Origin of the sequence: Roseobacter sp. HKCCD6576-2 (genome assembly GCF_013179285.1) — a bacterium.
Taxonomy (GTDB): Bacteria; Pseudomonadota; Alphaproteobacteria; order Rhodobacterales; family Rhodobacteraceae; genus Rhodophyticola; species Rhodophyticola oceani.
The window spans coordinates 33,379-49,788 of sequence record NZ_WVNW01000001.1; the positions used below are offsets into that span (position 1 = coordinate 33,379).

14 protein-coding genes and 1 tRNA gene are annotated in these 16,410 nt (G+C 59.5%); 10 read left to right on the forward strand and 5 right to left on the reverse strand.

Annotation, left to right across the window (positions count from 1 at the left end; genetic code table 11):
• On the reverse strand, positions 1-762 hold the full coding sequence (locus GTF44_RS00160; protein ID WP_171558911.1) for a hypothetical protein: 762 nt from the start codon (positions 760-762) through the stop codon (positions 1-3).
• 99 nt (positions 763-861) lie between these two features.
• Positions 862-2,295 (reverse strand): FAD-dependent oxidoreductase, encoded by a 1,434-nt coding sequence (locus GTF44_RS00165; protein ID WP_171558914.1) that lies wholly within the window; start codon positions 2,293-2,295, stop codon positions 862-864.
• 213 nt (positions 2,296-2,508) lie between these two features.
• Between GTF44_RS00165 and GTF44_RS00170 the strand changes: the two genes are divergently transcribed.
• A complete protein-coding gene (locus GTF44_RS00170; RefSeq protein WP_171558916.1) occupies positions 2,509-3,312 on the forward strand; it encodes an undecaprenyl-diphosphate phosphatase in 804 nt (267 codons plus the stop codon).
• Here GTF44_RS00170 and GTF44_RS00175 read toward each other — a convergent pair.
• Positions 3,309-4,292: a complex I NDUFA9 subunit family protein gene (locus GTF44_RS00175; protein WP_171558919.1), complete on the reverse strand. Its 984-nt coding sequence runs from the start codon at positions 4,290-4,292 to the stop codon at positions 3,309-3,311. The genes GTF44_RS00170 and GTF44_RS00175 overlap by 4 nt on opposite strands.
• A gap of 175 nt (positions 4,293-4,467) precedes the next feature.
• Here GTF44_RS00175 and GTF44_RS00180 point away from each other — a divergent pair, with 175 nt between their 5' ends.
• The 9 genes from GTF44_RS00180 to GTF44_RS00220 all read left to right on the forward strand — a co-directional run bounded on the left by GTF44_RS00180 (position 4,468) and on the right by GTF44_RS00220 (position 13,531).
• Positions 4,468-6,252, forward strand: coding sequence for an autotransporter assembly complex family protein (locus tag GTF44_RS00180; protein ID WP_367383343.1), 1,785 nt, complete (start codon positions 4,468-4,470; stop codon positions 6,250-6,252).
• Positions 6,253-6,293: 41 nt separating this feature from the next.
• A complete protein-coding gene (locus GTF44_RS00185) occupies positions 6,294-9,482 on the forward strand; it encodes a translocation/assembly module TamB domain-containing protein (RefSeq protein WP_171558922.1) in 3,189 nt (1,062 codons plus the stop codon).
• A gap of 83 nt (positions 9,483-9,565) precedes the next feature.
• A tRNA-Leu gene (locus GTF44_RS00190) sits at positions 9,566-9,652 on the forward strand.
• A 38-nt stretch (positions 9,653-9,690) separates the two neighbouring features.
• Positions 9,691-10,302, forward strand: coding sequence for a ribonuclease D (locus GTF44_RS00195; RefSeq protein WP_171558925.1), 612 nt, complete (start codon positions 9,691-9,693; stop codon positions 10,300-10,302).
• Between the two features lie 8 nt (positions 10,303-10,310).
• The gene (locus GTF44_RS00200) at positions 10,311-10,907 is read left to right on the forward strand and encodes a hypothetical protein (protein WP_171558928.1); all 597 of its coding nucleotides are present in this window, start codon (positions 10,311-10,313) and stop codon (positions 10,905-10,907) included.
• 9 nt (positions 10,908-10,916) lie between these two features.
• On the forward strand, positions 10,917-11,411 hold the full coding sequence (lptA, locus tag GTF44_RS00205; RefSeq protein WP_171558931.1) for a lipopolysaccharide transport periplasmic protein LptA: 495 nt from the start codon (positions 10,917-10,919) through the stop codon (positions 11,409-11,411).
• On the forward strand, positions 11,408-12,169 hold the full coding sequence (lptB, locus tag GTF44_RS00210) for an LPS export ABC transporter ATP-binding protein (RefSeq protein WP_171558935.1): 762 nt from the start codon (positions 11,408-11,410) through the stop codon (positions 12,167-12,169). Before lptA ends, lptB begins: the two co-directional genes overlap by 4 nt.
• 282 nt (positions 12,170-12,451) lie before the next feature.
• Positions 12,452-13,027: a ribosome-associated translation inhibitor RaiA gene (gene raiA, locus GTF44_RS00215; protein ID WP_171558937.1), complete on the forward strand. Its 576-nt coding sequence runs from the start codon at positions 12,452-12,454 to the stop codon at positions 13,025-13,027.
• A gap of 39 nt (positions 13,028-13,066) precedes the next feature.
• Positions 13,067-13,531 carry a PTS sugar transporter subunit IIA gene (locus GTF44_RS00220; protein ID WP_145213733.1) on the forward strand — a complete coding sequence of 155 codons (465 nt, stop codon included), beginning with the start codon at positions 13,067-13,069 and terminating at the stop codon, positions 13,529-13,531.
• A 152-nt stretch (positions 13,532-13,683) separates the two neighbouring features.
• Here GTF44_RS00220 and GTF44_RS00225 read toward each other — a convergent pair whose 3' ends face one another.
• On the reverse strand, positions 13,684-15,387 hold the full coding sequence (locus GTF44_RS00225; protein ID WP_171558940.1) for a beta-1,6-N-acetylglucosaminyltransferase: 1,704 nt from the start codon (positions 15,385-15,387) through the stop codon (positions 13,684-13,686).
• Positions 15,384-16,370, reverse strand: coding sequence for a glycosyltransferase family 2 protein (locus GTF44_RS00230; RefSeq protein WP_171559591.1), 987 nt, complete (start codon positions 16,368-16,370; stop codon positions 15,384-15,386). The genes GTF44_RS00225 and GTF44_RS00230 overlap by 4 nt, the downstream gene beginning before the upstream one ends.
• Positions 16,371-16,410: the final 40 nt, after the last annotated feature.

Genomic DNA, 16,410 nt, shown 5'->3' on the forward strand with positions numbered 1-16,410 from the left:
TTAGCCTCCGTGAACGTGGTTAAAATCAAACAGCCCAGACATCGTGTTGCCGCAGTCATAGAGCGGGGTCATGGTCAGAAACCCGTTCTCGCCCGGCTCGGCAAATTCCATCGGGGAATAGTTGCCTTCGAATGTGCCGCCATCGGGCGTCGTGACAGTCTCTGTTCCGCCGAAAAACAACCGCCAGTCTTCGCTCACAAACTGATTGCCATTCACCCGGCGAGGGCCGAACCCGGTCTCGTATTCATAAGAAAACGATGTGATCAGAAGGGTATGCCCATCAACCACCACACGCTCACCGGTCAGCGCATCGAAGCCGACATAATCCCGCTGCTCGGTTCCGTTCGGGCCTTCTTCGACGATGCTGTAGACCATCGAGTCGGTGCCGGTCTCGAACAGATCGGTCAGACTGGCCGGATCTTCCTCCGGTTCGACCAGGGTCGACTGCCCGCCATTGCGCAGGTCGTAGTTCCTCAACCAGCGAAACTCGCTATCGGTGTATGACAGGTAGAATGGCCCATCCTCGCCGATCGCGATGCGCCAGCTGTGCCCTGCGGGATCGGCCTCGCATGTCCAATGATGCGAGACGATGCAGCTCCGCGATTGCACCGTTAGAAAAGCGGTGCAGCCCGATGGGGGCGTAAACAGATTGCCTTGCTGCGCCGAAACAGGGACCGGCATGCCGCTTAACGGCAACAGCAAAAGCGCGGCTACGAGCGCCGCAGATGTTTTCTCTCTGGATCTGTCTTGGTCAGCAGTCATGACCTTTACCTCTCCTCAAGCGACCTCGACGTGGCGGTAGATATGCGAGATCTATATCGGGTCTATATCACGGGATTAGGACCGTTTTCCGATTGCGCGTCACTCCGCCGCCACCGTTGCCGGAGTTGCCAGCTTAGCCAAAATCGCCTCCGCCGCCTCGCGTCCATCACGGATGGCCCAGACGACAAGCGAGGCACCCCGAACGATGTCACCCACCGCATAAACGCCCTCAATCGCGGTCTCATGAGTCTGGAAATTGGCTTTCACCGTGCCCCAGCGCGTGACTTCCAACTCGGGCATATCCCAAAGCGTGGGCAGATCTTCGGGCTCGAACCCAAGCGCCATGATCACCAGATCGGCGTCCTCGACATAATCCGCGCCTTCGATGACTTCGGGGCTCTGCCGCCCCGTCGCATCCGGCTGACCCAGGCGCATTTTCTGCACCATGACGCCTTCGATGGTCTCACCTTTGAAACCCTTCGGCGCCGAGAGCCAGACAAACTCGACGCCCTCCTCTTCGGCATTGGCCACTTCTCGCTGCGAGCCCGGCATATTCGCCCGGTCGCGACGATAGAGGCATTTCACGCTGGTCGCGCCTTGCCGCACGGCGGTCCGAACGCAATCCATCGCGGTATCGCCGCCGCCAATCACAACCACACGCTTGCCTTCGGCGTTCAACTCACCGCTGTCGAATTCCGGCACATCATCGCCGAAACTCTTGCGGTTCGAGGCCGTCAGGTAATCGAGCGCGCGCACCACTCCATCGGCCCCAACACCAGGCGCTTGCAAGTCGCGCGACTTGTAAACCCCTGTGGCAATGACAAGAAAATCATGTTTGGCCTGTAGATCGGCAAAGCTGGTCGTCTCACCGACATTACAGTTCTGCACGAATTGAACGCCGCCTTGTTCCAATTGCTCGATCCGCTGCATGACCACCGGCTTCTCCAGCTTGAAGCCAGGGATGCCATAGGTCATCAAGCCGCCCGCACGATCATAGCGATCATAGACCGTGACCTGCACGCCCGCGCGGCGCAGGAAGTCTGCAGCAGCCAATCCACCTGGGCCCGCGCCGATGACGCCGACACTCTCGGGGCGTTCGGTGGTGGGCGAAATCGGCTTCACCCAACCCATCTCAAACGCCGTGTCGGTGATGTATTTCTCGACCGATCCGATGGTGACTGTGCCGTGGCCAGATTTCTCGATGACGCAATTGCCTTCGCACAAGCGATCCTGCGGGCAAATCCGGCCGCAAATCTCGGGGAAAGTGTTCGTCGCTTGGCTCAGCTCATAGGCTTCCTCGAGCCGCCCTTCGGCGGTCAGGCGGAGCCAATCGGGGATGTTATTGTGCAGCGGGCAATGCGACTGGCAATAGGGCACACCACACTGGCTACAGCGCCCGGCTTGCTCGGCCGCCTTGTCGCGCGCATATTCGCCATAAATCTCTTGGAAATCCTCTTTCCGTAGATTTGGAGGCCGCTTTTCTGGCATCTCTTTATCTAGGGTGACGAATTTCAACATAGGTTGCTTGGCCACAGGTCCCTCCGCTTCCAACACCGCTCCTATATCGCCAGCGCGGATGGCATAAAAGACAGCACTACTTACCTATTAAAGGGTTTCTTGTAAAAATGTGGAGCTTTTCAACCTTTTGGCTGGAAAAATAAGACAGTATAGATTACCTATTTGCAGGTTTTCCCCACGACTCCAAGGCTTTAGATTGAGATAACTGATTCGCCTCGTGGAGGGCTGATGAGCCTCTTTCACCTTTTCCTCATCGCCCTGATCCAGGGGGTCACCGAATTTCTTCCGGTTTCCTCCTCTGGTCATCTGATTCTTCTGCCGAATCTGACGGGGTTGGACGACCAAGGCCAAGTAATCGACGTCGCCGTCCATGTCGGCACACTCGGCGCGGTCGTTCTCTATTTCTGGTCCGATGTGCGCGAGGCCGCCATCGGGTCATTGCGCCTTCTACGGGGAAGGATCGACACCCGCGGCGCGTTTTTGGCCCTGTGTCTGCTCATCGCGACCATCCCAGTGGTGATTTTCGGCCTGATCCTCAAACTGATGGGATGGGATGATCTGCTCCGTTCCACGGCTGTGATCGGCTGGACCATGGTGATCTTTGGCGTCGTGCTCTACGCCGCCGATCAATCCGGCAGCGAAGCACGCGAAGCGAAAGACTGGACGCTAAAACACGCGTTGATCATGGGGCTTTGGCAGGCCGTCGCGCTGATCCCCGGCACATCGCGGTCTGGCATCACGATCACGGCGGCGCGGTTTTTGGGCTATGGCCGGGAGGGGGCCGCGCGATTGGCGATGCTGATGTCGATCCCGACCATCATCGCCTCCGGCGTCTTGCTTGGCGGAGAGGTCATCACGACTGCAGATGCGCAAGCCGCGCGGGACGGGGCCATCGCTGCGGTCTTTGCGTTCTTGGCCGCGCTCGCGGCGCTGTTTTTCATGATGCGCCTACTGCGCAGTGTCAGCTTTACGCCCTATGTGATCTATCGCTTGATCCTCGGCGTGGTGTTGCTGGTCATCGCCTATAGCTAGGGTCTGAGCTTCTCGGCGCTTTCTTTGATCTCGGCATATTGCCCGCCAGACCGATAGGGCCAAAGATATTCGTCCAAGACCGCCTCCATCGCGACCGGCGCAATGCCGAGAGCCTCAAATCCCGGCATGTCTGGGTCCGCCACATTGTCCCGGCGCAACTGCCGCGCCTGATCGCGGGTCAGCATACTATTGTGGATCAGGCCCAGCGAAAGCGTTTGGATCAGGTCAAAGCCCCATCCCATCAACCCAGCAAGCCAGAACGGCATATTCAAAATCAATCGACGCCGCCGGATCACGCCCAACATCTTCCGCATCAAATCGCGGAAGCTCTCCACATCGGGGCCACCCAGCTCGTAAATCCCCGGTGCGGCTTGACCTAGGACCGCCATTTCAGCCGCTTTAGCAACATCATCAACATAGACCGGCTGAAACTTGGTATCGGCCCCGACCACCGGCAGGATCGGCCCAAGTCGGCTCATCCCAGCGAACCGGTTAAAGAAGTCGTCTTCCGGCCCGAAGATCACCGAGGGGCGCAAAATCACCGCGTTTGGCATGTGTTCCAGCACGCCCGCCTCGCCTTCGGCTTTCGAGCGGGCATAGGCGCTGTCGCTCTCGGCATCCGCGCCAATCGCCGAGATATGCACCATCGTCGTGATGCCCTCAGCCGCCGCCAAACGAGCGACCCGCGCTGCGCCTTCGGCCTGCACGCTTGCGAATTTGTTCCGGCCGCGCTCCGACAAAAGCCCGACGCAGTTCACCACCGCATCCGCCCCTTTCAGCGCTTGAGCGACCGACGTATCATCTCGCAGATTGGCCAAGATCGGCTCGACTTGACCGACCACACCATAAGGACGCACGAAGAGCGCTTCATTGGGACGCCGCACCGCCACCCGCACACGCCAGCCTTCCTTCGCCATGCGGCGCGCCACATAGCGGCCCACAAATCCCGAACCGCCAAAGATGGTGACGAGTTTCGACATGGCTTTCATCCTTCTGGTCCAACTTGCATGGGTTGATACGCGCCTGCCCCCTCTGGAACAAGGCGCAAATCGTCCCAAGCGGGGTTCACAATTCCACCGAACCGCACCGCGCAGGTGGCAATAGGCGCATTGCAGGGCTACAGGTGGATCAGACGATTTTGAGGGGATCTTGGGCGTGGCCCGGTTTGGTGCATTTTTCCTGTCGATCGCATTGCTCTGCCCCGCTGCCGCGAGCGCCGAGGTCCGCATTGACGTGCCCGGTGCCGCCGATGAGGTGACTGACGCGGTTCGTGCTGCATCGCTGCTTGTGAGCACGGAGGCTGAAGACGCCGAAACCGTGCAAGATCTGGTCGCCGCCGCCCGTGCCGATTATGGGCGGTTGGTCGCCGTGATGTATGAGCGCGGGTTTTTCGGGCCAGAGATCAGCATTCGGCTGAACAGGCAAGAAGCCGCGACCCTGTCCCCCTTCTCCCCACCCGCGCAGATAACCTCTATGGAAATCCGCGTGAATCCTGGGCGCGCATTCCGGCTTGGCAGTGCAGAAATCGCGCCGTTGGCTCCTGACACCGATCTACCAGAAGGGTTTCGGAGCGGCGCGCCCGCAAGCACCCCAATTCTGCGCGAAGCCACCGAAGCCGCCATCGCCGGATGGCGCGACGATGGTCACGCTATTGCTGGCATCGCCCGGCAATCCATCACCGCCCGACAGCGTGAGGGCGTATTGGATGCGCAAATTACGGTCGCGCCCGGCCCACTGATCCGCTTCGGCGATCTGATCCCGGAGGGGCAAGACCGGATGCGCCCCGAGCGTATTCGCGAGATTGCCGGGTTGCCGCGCGGTGAGGTGTTCAGCCCCGCCGCAGTCGAAACCTCGGAAACGCGGCTGCGGCGCACGGGCGTGTTTCGATCCGTGGCATTGGAGGAGCGCCCTCCAAGCGCCGACGACACCATGGATATCGGCGCCACTTTGGTCGAGGCTCCGCTTCGACGGTTCGGGTTCGGTGCCGAAGTGTCCTCCACCGATGGCGCGGCGCTCAGCACGTATTGGCTGCATCGCAATCTCTTTGGCGGTGCGGAACGGCTCCGCTTCGACGCCGAAATCAGTGGGATCAGTGGCGACAGCGGTGGTGCGGATTGGGAACTGGGCGGCGCCTTCTCACGCCCCGCGACGATCAACGCTGATACAACCCTCGTCTTCGACGTCACGCTGGCTGGCCTGGATGAGCCAAATTTCGAAGAAACGCTGTTTGAGATCACAGGCGGGTTCGAGCGGATTTACTCGGATACGTTGACCGGTGAGATCGGTCTGGGCCTCCGTTATTCGGATATTACCGATGCGTTCGGCTCTCGCGATGTGACGCTCCTGACCCTGCCGCTCGGCCTAACATTCGACAATCGCGACGATCCGCTTGATGCCCGGGAAGGGTATTTTGCCGAACTGGCGCTGACACCTTTTGCTGTTCTCGACGGCAGCGGTGATGGCGGCGGGCTTCGCGCCACTCTGGACGCGCGCGGGTATCTGGCTCTTGGGCAAAGCGACCGGCACCGATTGGCCGGGCGGCTGCAATTGGGCACCGTTGAGGGCGGCGATTTCACCGATCTCCCGCCTGAGTTTCTGTTTTTCTCCGGTGGCGGCGACACTGTGCGCGGGCAGCCGTATCAGTCATTGGGTGCTTTGCAGGGTGGACAGGTCGCAGGTGGGCGTGGGTTTTTGGGCCTGTCGGCCGAATATCGGGCCGATATCACCGACACCTACGGGCTCGTCGCCTTTGTCGATGGTGGATATATCTCGGGGGAGGCCCTTTGGGACGATAGCGGCGATTGGCAGACGGGCGCGGGCCTTGGCCTTCGTTACAACACGGCGCTGGGACCGATCCGGGTTGATCTCGCCACACCAGTTAGCGGCGATGATGCGGGTCAAAGTGTGCAACTTTATATCGGCATCGGACACGCGTTTTGAGATGGCTTTGCCTCATAACCTGTCTGCTGCTTACCCCTCTGATGGCAGCGGCCCAAGAGGACGACCGGGGCCGATTGGTCCAGCTTCTGGAAGACGCTCTCTCAGATGAGGCCGCGCGACAGGTTCGCATTGACGGGTTTCGCGGTGCGCTGAGTGCGCAAGCCTCCCTCGACCGGCTGACCATTGCCGATGAAGAGGGGGTCTGGCTGACGCTCGAAGACGTCACACTTGATTGGAACCGCCGCGCGCTGTTTTCCCGCGCGCTGGAGGTCACGGCGTTGACGGCCAGGCGATTGGAGCTTGCGCGTCTGCCGCAGACCGAAAACGGATTGCCCGCCGCCGAAGCGCAACCCTTCAGCTTACCGGAATTGCCGCTCAGCATCCGCATCGACCAGACCGCGATTGATCGGGTTGAGATCGGCGAGCCTGTTTTTGGCCAAGCCCTCGCCTTTTCCATCATTGGCGCGGCGGAACTCGCCGGTGGCGAAGGGAATGCTGAGTTGCAGCTTGACCGACTTGACGGACCGCAGGGGCAGTTCCGCCTGATCGGCAGCTTCGAAAACCAGAGCCGGGTCGCGGCGATTGATCTTCTCTTTGAGGAAGAGGCCAGGGGGCTGGCCGCGACTCTCCTTGGCATTCCGGGCGAGCCTTCTGTTCGGCTGACCGTCGACGGGCAAGGGCCGCTAACTGCGTTTGCGGCTGATTTCGCCTTGGAAACCGATGCCACGCCACGTCTAATCGGCGGATTGCAAATCTCTCAATCCGAAGAGGGTGACCAAACCGTCGCGCTGGATATGTCCGGCGATGTGACGGCGATTGTCCTGCCCGAATATCGCGAGTTCTTCGGCCCCGATATCTCCCTGGTGGCCAATGTGACCCAAGATGCCTCAGGCATTCTGACCGCTGATCCGATGCGGCTCACCGCAGCGGCGATGAACCTTGAGGGCCGTTTGGTTCTGAATGCAGAGCGCCAACCGGAGAGTTTCGCGCTAACCGGCGCGATTGATCCGACCGGCGAAGAGGAGGATCGCGTTGTTCTACCAATCTCGGGCGGCGATCTCTCCGTGGCCACAGCCGCGCTCGACATCGGTTATGATCGGACTGCCGGAAACACATGGCGTGGCGAATTTGAGCTTCGCGATCTGATTTCCGGTGATTTTTCCGCGTCAGACACGGTTTTGAACCTAACCGGTGAAATCACCGAGGCTGCGCAAGGGCTGGCCGCGATCACCGCAGAGGTCGCGGCAACGACGACGGGGCTCTCCCATACCGACCCAGACCTGGCGACAGCTTTGGGAGACAGTGTGGCGCTGGACACCCAGATCAGATGGGAAAATACGCGCGGGCTGACCTTGTCCGATCTGCGTCTGACGGCGGGGGACGTGGCCTTGGAGGGCGAGATGACGGCCGACTTGGCCGATGCGCGACTTGGCCTCGACTATGCATTGCAAGCCGAAATCGGCGATCTCACCCGGTTCGCGCCGCTGGCCGGGGATGGGCTGGCAGGCGCTGCGAGTCTCTCTGTTGATGGCACGGCAGAGGCTCTATCCGGCAGTTTCGACACCAGTTTGGCGGGGCAAACCCGCGACCTGCGGCTGACCCCCGACCTGCCGCCGCAGCTTTTTGCTGGGGCCACGGATCTGACAGCGCGGTTGCGGCGGGACGAAACCGGCGTGACCCTCGAGGATGTTTCCTTGACTGGTCAGGAAGTGACCCTGGAGGGCAGCGGGCGGCTGAGCAGCACGGAAAGTGAATTGCTCTATCGGGCGCGCCTTCGGAATATCAACCTCTTCACCTCCGCCCTTTCTGGCCAAGTCGATTTACGCGGGGGCCTGATCCGGACGGGCGACGGACCTTGGACCACCCAAACCCGGTTGGATGGCCCGGGCGGCACCACCTTGGTTTTGCTGGGAGAGGTTGGATTGCCGGACGGAGCCGTCGATCTCGGCCTGACAGGGCGGGCGCCGCTCCCTTTGGCGGATCGCTTTATCGCGCCGCGCACAGTGCGCGGCGATTTGGCGATGAACCTGCGGCTGAGCGGGGCGCCGGACTTACGGAACCTCTCAGGCGAGTTGACAACGGCGGGTGCCCGGGTTGCCGCGCCAACGATTGGTGTCAGCCTCACGGATGTGACCACAAATGCAGCGATTTCTGGCGGCAGTGTTCGGCTGACCACAACGGCGGCGCTCTCCACCGGCGGACAAATCTCGGCCAACGGATCCGCCGCCTTCACCGGTCGCACCCTGCCGGCGCAGTTTGACATCGCACTGGATGATCTCCGGCTAATCGACCCGGAGCTCTTTGAGGCAAGTGTGCCCCAAGCGCGCCTCACCTATTCCGGCAACCTGACCGGGGCGGGGCGGCTCTCTGGCGAAGTGTTGATTGGGGAGACGGAGATTCGGGTGCCTGAGTCGTCACTTGGCACGACCGAACCGATCCCAGAGATCACGCATATTGGAGAATCGGCGGCCCAGCGTCGGACCCGCGCCTTTGCCGGGTTGCTCAGGGACACATCGGGCGACGGTAATGCGAATATCGCGCTTAACCTGACCATCTCCGCACCGGGCCGCATCTTCCTTCGAGGGCGCGGCTTGGACGCCGAACTGGGCGGGACTCTGCGCGTGCGCGGGACCGCCGCCAACGCGCAGCCGGCGGGTCAGTTTGACCTGATCCGCGGGCGGCTTGGCATTTTGGGCCAGCGGCTTGATTTGGTCGAAGGCAGCGCCACCCTGAGCGGCAGTTTCGATCCGTTCATCCGGCTCGTCGCGCAAAGCCGGTCTGGCCAATACCTGATCCGGATCATCTTGGAGGGTTTGGCATCCGCCCCAGAGGTGCGTTTCACCTCTGAGCCGGAACTGCCGGAGGATGAGGTTCTTGCGCAGTTCTTCTTTGGCCGCAGTGTCTCGAGCCTGTCCGCGGTGCAAGCCCTGCAACTCGCCGATGCCGTCTCGGGCCTCGCGGGCGGAGGTAGTGGCGGCGGCATCTTTGCCAGCCTGCGCGAAAATCTGGGCCTCGACGATCTGGACATTCAAACCACCGAAGATGGGAATGCCGCGCTGAGGGCCGGGCGCTATATCTCTGACAATATCTACACCGATGTGACGGTTGGATCTGATGATGGTGCGACGGTGAACCTGAATATCGATCTGACACCCAACGTCACCGCGCGCGGGAGTTTCGGTGCCGATGGCGATAGCAGCCTCGGCGTGTTTTTCGAGCGGGATTACTGAACCCGACAGCACATTCGGGAATTCCCGCGAAGCCCCGTTGACAGCGCCCTGACCCCGCTATATCAGCCGCTTTCACGACACCTGCCCAGGTGGCGGAATTGGTAGACGCGCCAGCTTCAGGTGCTGGTGTCTGTATGGACGTGGAGGTTCGAGTCCTCTCCTGGGCACCACCCCTTTCTGACCAGGGGTCATGGACAAGGGGCAGAGCGTGGCAATCCATACCTATCAAAACGACCTGCCTGATGGACTCGACCTTGGCCCGGTGGTCGCGATTGATTGTGAAACGATGGGTCTGAACCCACATCGCGATCGGCTATGTCTGATCCAGCTGTCTGGCGGGGATGGCGAGGCCCATCTGGTCCAAGTGGCAAAGGGCCAGACCGAAGCGCCTAATCTTGCCGCCCTGCTGACCAATCCCGATGTGCTGAAATTGTTTCATTTCGGACGGTTCGACATCGCCGCGATGTATCATGCCTTCGGAGCTCTCACCGCGCCGGTGTATTGCACCAAAATCGCTTCAAAACTGGTGCGGACCTATACGGATCGGCATGGGCTGAAATATCTCTGCCAGGAGCTTCTCGGCATCGACATCTCGAAGCAGCAGCAAAGCTCGGATTGGGGCGCTGAGACCCTTAGCGAGGCACAGAAATCCTATGCCGCGTCCGATGTCTTGTATCTGCATCAACTACGCGATGAGTTGAATCGCCGCTTGGCTCGCGAGGGGCGCGAAGAGGTTGCGCAATCCTGCTTCGATTTCCTTCCGACCCGTGCGCAGCTCGATCTGGCGGGATGGCCCGAGATCGACATCTTCTCTCATTAGGCCGTGCGATGGCCGCCGAGAATAGATATTCGCAAATCGTCTCTTGGGTGAAAATCATCCTGCCGCTTCTGGCTCTCGGACTGCTTTCGACGCTCTTTCTCTTCTCGAATTCGCCGGACCCAGAGCAGGCAATTCCCTTCGCCGAAGTTGATGTGGAAGAACTCGCCCGCGAGCAACGTTTGGGGCAGCCGCGATTCGCTGGCACGCTGGAAGACGGGCGCGAAGTGCTGTTCATCGCGGAGCAAGCCGCCCCCGTACCCAACGCACCAAATCAGATGCGCGCAGATGTGGTTCAAGCCCGCGTCGATCTATCCGAGACCAGCTATATCCTCTTGGCCAGCGCCGGATCGTTGGTTGATCTGTCCGCACGGACGGCTCAATTGGAAGGAAACGTCCGCATCACAAGCTCTTCTGGGTACCGCTTGGCCAGCGAGGAAATGGTGCTGTCGCTGGATATTCTGAGCGTAATTTCGCCCGGTCCGGTGCATGTCAACGGCCCGTCTATGACTCTCTCCGCCGATCGTATGGAGCTCACAGAAACCGATGGCGCGCAGGTTCTGATGTTCAATGGGGGCGTGAGGATGCTATATGATCCGAACAGTTGAGGATTTTTAATGCGCTCTCTCGTTCTGGCCGTTTTGGCCCTTTGCTTTTCTGCGATCACCGCCGCCGCCCAAGTCAATATCGGCTTTGGCGGCGTCGCTCATGACGCGACCCAAGCCCTCGAGGTGACCTCGGACAATCTCACCTTGAACCAAGAAACCGGTAACGCCGTCTTCTCCGGGAATGTGATTATCGTTCAGGGTGACCTGCGGATTGCAGCCGGGGAGGTCATCGTCTTTTACGGCACCGAGAACGGCGCGCAGGATGTGACGCGGGTTGAGGCGACCGGCGGCGTCTTGGTGACGCGCGGCACCGATGCGGCCGAGGGGCAATCCGCCGCTTATGAAGTTGTCACCTCGCTCATGACCCTGACCGGAGATGTGTTGGTCACCCAAGGCGCGACCGCGATCTCTGGTGATCGGATGGTTGTGAACATGGCCACCGGCGACGGCACTGTTGAAGGCCGGGTGCGCACCATTCTGCAATCTGAAGAGACCGATCAATGACCCCGCGCCCGGCATTGACCGTCACCGACGGACAGCAGGGGCTGCATATCAGCAAGCTGCGCAAAAGTTATCGCCGCCGCCCAGTGATCCGAGATGTGACGATGTCGCTGAACCAAGGTGAAGTGGTCGCGCTACTTGGCCCGAACGGCTCCGGCAAGACGACGTGTTTTTACTCCATCGCCGGGTTGATCGCACCCGATGGCGGCACCGTTACGCTCGATGGCCGCGATGTGACGCAATTGCCGATGTATCGCCGCGCCAAGGCTGGGATCGGCTACTTGCCGCAGGAGATGTCGATCTTTCGAGGGTTGTCGGTTGAAGACAATATCATGGCGATTCTCGAGGTGGCCGAATCCGACCGAAGCAAGCGCTTGGATCGTCTAGAAGAACTTCTCTCGGAGTTTTCCGTCGGCCATCTGCGCCGTGCGCCGGCACTGTCGCTGTCCGGCGGTGAGCGGCGGCGTGTGGAGATCGCCCGTTGCCTCGCATCCAATCCGCGATACGTGCTGTTGGACGAACCTTTTGCGGGGGTTGATCCGATTGCGGTGAGCGAGATTCGTGCGTTGGTCTCCGACCTGAAGACGCGCGGGCTGGGTGTTTTGATCACCGACCACAACGTGCGGGAAACCCTGCAAATCGTCGATCGCGCCTACATTCTTCATGATGGGACGATTCTGATGAGCGGCAGTGCGGATGAGGTGGTGCAAGACGAAAATGTGCGCCGGGTCTATCTGGGACAAAGCTTCCGCATCAGCTGAGAAAGTCATCGCGCAATCAGCGGCGATGCGCTCAGCGCAAACACGCAAGTGCCACGATATGCCGCCCCTCTTCCCGTCGGGTTCCGATTGACGCCACCCGCAAAATATCGCCAAATACGTCCGATGTTCGCAACCGCCGATCCACTCAAAGCACTTGGTTTGGGCTCGATACGCCCGGATCGCACGCAAGAGCACGGCAGAGCAGTTTCCGACATCGTAAACACTTGGTTAAGGCCTCGCAGCTAAAGTCGTGTGCGGCCTTTTGCGCTATGCGGAGGATATATGCGGTACCAAATCAGCGGAAAACAGATCGACATTGGTGACGCGCTTCAGACCCATGTGAAGGATAGTCTGAGCAGTGTGATGTCGAAATATGCCGAACGGCCCACGGATGCCTCGGTGGTTTTCTCGCGCAGCGGGCATGAACATGTCTGCGAGACCACTGTTCACCTCTCCACCGGGCTGACGGCTTCTGCCAAAGCGTCGGAGCACGAGATTTACGCAGCCTTTGATTCGTGCTGCGACAAGATGGAGACGCAGTTGCGCCGCTATAAACGGCGCCTGAAAGACCATCACAAAGAACGTGTGCAGCCCGTTGAACTTTTCGGTGCGTCGTCCTATATCCTCGCCGCATCGGAAGATAGCGACGCTGCGGAACCCGAAACGCTGCAACCCATCATCGTGGCCGAGATGGAAACCAAAATCCCCTCACTTTCGGTTGGGGAAGCGGTCATGCAGATGGAAATCGCAGGTGCACCGCTTTTGGTTTTCCGAAATGAGGGACATGACGAGGTGAATGTGGTCTACCGCCGCGACGACGGAAATGTCGGGTGGATCGACCCGCGCCGCGAAACATAACGGAGCACGCGCCGCACGCGCGCGAGGATAGGATCAGACATGGATTTGGCGACGCTGCTCAAACCGCAGAGCATTAAGGTTGTTTCTGATGTCACGAGCAAGAAACGTTTGATGCAAACCATCTCTGATGTGGCGGAAGGCCTTGTGGGCTTACCCGCTGGCCGTATTTTCGATGCCCTGCAGGATCGGGAGAGCTTGGGACCAACGGGTGTCGGCCATGGCGTTGCCTTGCCGCATGCGCGTCTGACCGATCTCAAAGAGGTCTGCGGCGCATTTTTGAAACTCGACAAGCCGATCGACTTTGATTCAGTCGATCGGCAGCCAGTCGATCTTGTCTTTGCGCTATTTGCGCCCGCGAATACCGGTGTGGATCACCTCAAAGCGTTAGCGCTTGTGTCTCGCACATTGCGAAATCCGGCCCTTTGCGCAAAGCTGCGGGCCAACTCCGATCCAGCCACGCTGCACACGCTGATTACGGGTGATATGGCGACGCAAGCGGCCTGATCTAAGGCTGATCCCAGTAGCGATAGCCGAAATTGCGACAGACGCGGCGATCAACTTCTATCGCCGCGTCTTTGCATAGAAGCGTGATCGCTTCGTTTTCAGTGTGCAAAACGTGTCGTTTTCGACCGCCGATATCTTCTTAGCGAAAGCGGTTACTTCTTCACCAGATACGGGCGCGGGCCCCCAGTCGGTTGGTGCATTTCGACATTCGTCGCCGGGAAATCTCCCATCACAAACGGTTTCATACCCTGGTTTTTGAGATTCTGTAGGAACTGCCCGAACCCGTCCAGATTGGCCATGCGCGGTGCTTCGGTCAGACGCGGGGCAGAGGGGCCATCCATCGCATCAAGAATGCTTTGGAGATTCTCCATCGGCTCTTCGATAAACTCCGCCAAGCTCCAAACCCGCACGTCGGCGCGGGTTCCGATGTTCCGCAACCGGTTCACGAACTCAACTTCGCGCTTCTGCATCAACGCCGCTTCTTTTCGAATATCGGAGAAATCTCGATTCGAGAGATAAAGCGGAACGGCCCAGGCCCCCGTGATCACGGAGATCTGTGCGTTGCTGTCGGTCGAGAGAAACCAGCAGATTCTCTGATTGTCCCGGGGGCTAAACTGAAAAACCTGCCGTTCGCCACGTGTGTTCCAGATCAAACTGGTCAGGAACATCTCAGGGTTGTCATCGCGAAGCGCCGCGGTCGCCGGAAGGCAGCCAGCATAGATATCGGCGTCGCCAGCAAATCGGGCACGGGCCGGATCAAACAGGCTGCCATGAACGCGAGTGCCGAGACGGCGCGAGAGCCAGGGCTCAAAATCCTCGAAAAGATCATTGAACCCCTGAAAGACGGAATATCGGGCGCAGGTTTTACCGTTCTCCAAATCCAGGCGTGGAAACCGGCTGTGCATATAGAGCCCCGCGCGTCCGCGCGTGCGCCGCTCAAGCGCTTTTGCAAACACACGGTCGATCTTGCCAGGCGCTGGCTCAGCCATTTGCGACTCGCGGTGGTTCGGCCCAAGGAAGGTCTCGTATAGCCGATCTGCCTGCGGCCAAGCCTTGCGGGCGACGAAACAGTCGGATCGCCGAAGAAGATGCAAGTGATCGTCATAGAACACATGCGGTTTACCCTGGAAATCAAACTTTGAGAGCGTCAGAGACCGGCTTTCAATCCGCGTCGAATATAGCCGGGCAATCGTCTGATAGTAGCTTTCATCCGGGATCCAGACCCGCTTGAAATAGGCGTCGTGGATCTTCCGTGCCGGATCTTGCAAAATCGCTGAGAGGGTTTGTCGGGTCAGGCACCACCATTGGGAGCCCAGATGCGGCACCAAGTTTTCGGGTATTTTGCGGGTGAAACCGACCCGCCGCTGAAGCTCCACATACCGATCGAACAGAAGCCGGTTCCGCTTCCAAGAAAATGGAAAACGGAGCTGAAACCGCTCCGCATTGAGGCCTCCAACCGTCCAGTCGACGTCTTGGGTTGTCACGCTTTCGATGAAATCTGTCCGGGGGCGCGCTTTCAGATACTCGCGCAACTCATCAACCGGGCGCAGCGGCAAGCAAGAGCCGCTGGCCAGATAGATATGTCTGACGTCCGGAAACTCGGCCAGCATGACTTCGGAGGCGGTTTGCGACGCCGCAACAAGAGACCACGTGCCCCATTCGCATCTGTGACGTTTGGAGAACCGGATATTGCCGCAGTCTTTCAGATCCGACCGCAATTTCTCAGAAGACGCCTTATCAACGCGCCGATCCAGATGAATCACCACCGGGCAATCTTGCTCGGCCCAATGGCGCGCCACCTGCGCCGCCCGATCCAGCGCGGTATGGCAGAGCATGACAAAGCCGACGGTGCTCATGCCCAGTTTCCTTTGGACATCAGGCCCAGAATCTCAAGCTGCCGCCAGTTGATGTAGCGTTCTGACCACTTGCACCAGAAGGCGAGATCTTCCTGAAGACCGTCGTGATACGCTTTGTATTCGACGCCATCGGCATAATGCTGACCGCGTTTGATCTCTTCATTGGTCTTGGCCGAAAACGTGTCGATAAACTTGGCGTGCATCAGTACACCCGACGTCTTCTCGCCGCCCGACTCATCGAAGACGAGGTTCAAACCTCGGGGCAGCAGCATATGAGTCGAACTGGCATAAGCGTATCTCTTCTGCCACCGCACTAGGGGAATCTTGTTCAGCGCTGGCGCCTTCTTAGGCTGATCCGCAAAGAAGACCCGGCGGCGCGGCCCGCCTTGAATCCAGAGATTGCGGAACTCCCAGTTCCGAGAAATCGCGTAGTTTCCGGGGTCAAACCAGCACGCAATCTCGAATGGATTCTGCCCCTCCCGATAGGGTTGCGCAGATAGGTTTCCCTTCGGATACATATCCAAAATCATGGTGCCGAAAGACTTCACCGACGAGGCATCCAACCAGTCGGTCAGGGCAGGGATCGGCCGGGTGTCACAAAACGGATAGACCAGGAACTCGTCCACATCGACTGTCAGCGCCCAATGACCATCGGCATAGGTCATCAGCAAACTGTTGATCCAATCCACGCCGAAGCGGGAGGCTTTATAGCTCCCATCGGTGGTCCAGACAGAGCAATCTGGCTGACCCATCACATATTCGCGGCTGCCATCCTCACTGTCATTGTCGACAAACAGAAAATGCCCAACCCCACGGTCCCGATAGTAGTCGAGAAAGTAGGGCAACCTTGGGCGTTCGTTCCGAAACGTCGCAAAGCATAGCAGGTCTGCGGGTTTGATCCTGTCCGTTCGATCCGCGACAAGTTCCAACTCCCTCCGTTTCAGAAGGGCGCGGAGCACCAGCCGCTTACGACGCAGGCGCATTTTGTAGGAGTTCAGTATGCTCAACCTGTATCCACCTACC

What these genes read in the sequence shown, in the direction of transcription:
- GTF44_RS00160 (WP_171558911.1), bottom strand. Translation starts at nt 762, where the DNA reads ATGACTGCTGACCAAGACAGATCCAGAGAGAAAACATCTGCGGCGCTC.
- GTF44_RS00170 (WP_171558916.1), top strand. Translation starts at nt 2,509, where the DNA reads ATGAGCCTCTTTCACCTTTTCCTCATCGCCCTGATCCAGGGGGTCACC.
- GTF44_RS00175 (WP_171558919.1), bottom strand. Translation starts at nt 4,292, where the DNA reads ATGTCGAAACTCGTCACCATCTTTGGCGGTTCGGGATTTGTGGGCCGC.
- GTF44_RS00185 (WP_171558922.1), top strand. Translation starts at nt 6,294, where the DNA reads ATGGCAGCGGCCCAAGAGGACGACCGGGGCCGATTGGTCCAGCTTCTG.
- GTF44_RS00200 (WP_171558928.1), top strand. Translation starts at nt 10,311, where the DNA reads ATGGCCGCCGAGAATAGATATTCGCAAATCGTCTCTTGGGTGAAAATC.
- lptA (WP_171558931.1), top strand. Translation starts at nt 10,917, where the DNA reads ATGCGCTCTCTCGTTCTGGCCGTTTTGGCCCTTTGCTTTTCTGCGATC.
- lptB (WP_171558935.1), top strand. Translation starts at nt 11,408, where the DNA reads ATGACCCCGCGCCCGGCATTGACCGTCACCGACGGACAGCAGGGGCTG.
- raiA (WP_171558937.1), top strand. Translation starts at nt 12,452, where the DNA reads ATGCGGTACCAAATCAGCGGAAAACAGATCGACATTGGTGACGCGCTT.
- GTF44_RS00220 (WP_145213733.1), top strand. Translation starts at nt 13,067, where the DNA reads ATGGATTTGGCGACGCTGCTCAAACCGCAGAGCATTAAGGTTGTTTCT.
- GTF44_RS00225 (WP_171558940.1), bottom strand. Translation starts at nt 15,387, where the DNA reads ATGAGCACCGTCGGCTTTGTCATGCTCTGCCATACCGCGCTGGATCGG.
- GTF44_RS00230 (WP_171559591.1), bottom strand. Translation starts at nt 16,370, where the DNA reads ATGCGCCTGCGTCGTAAGCGGCTGGTGCTCCGCGCCCTTCTGAAACGG.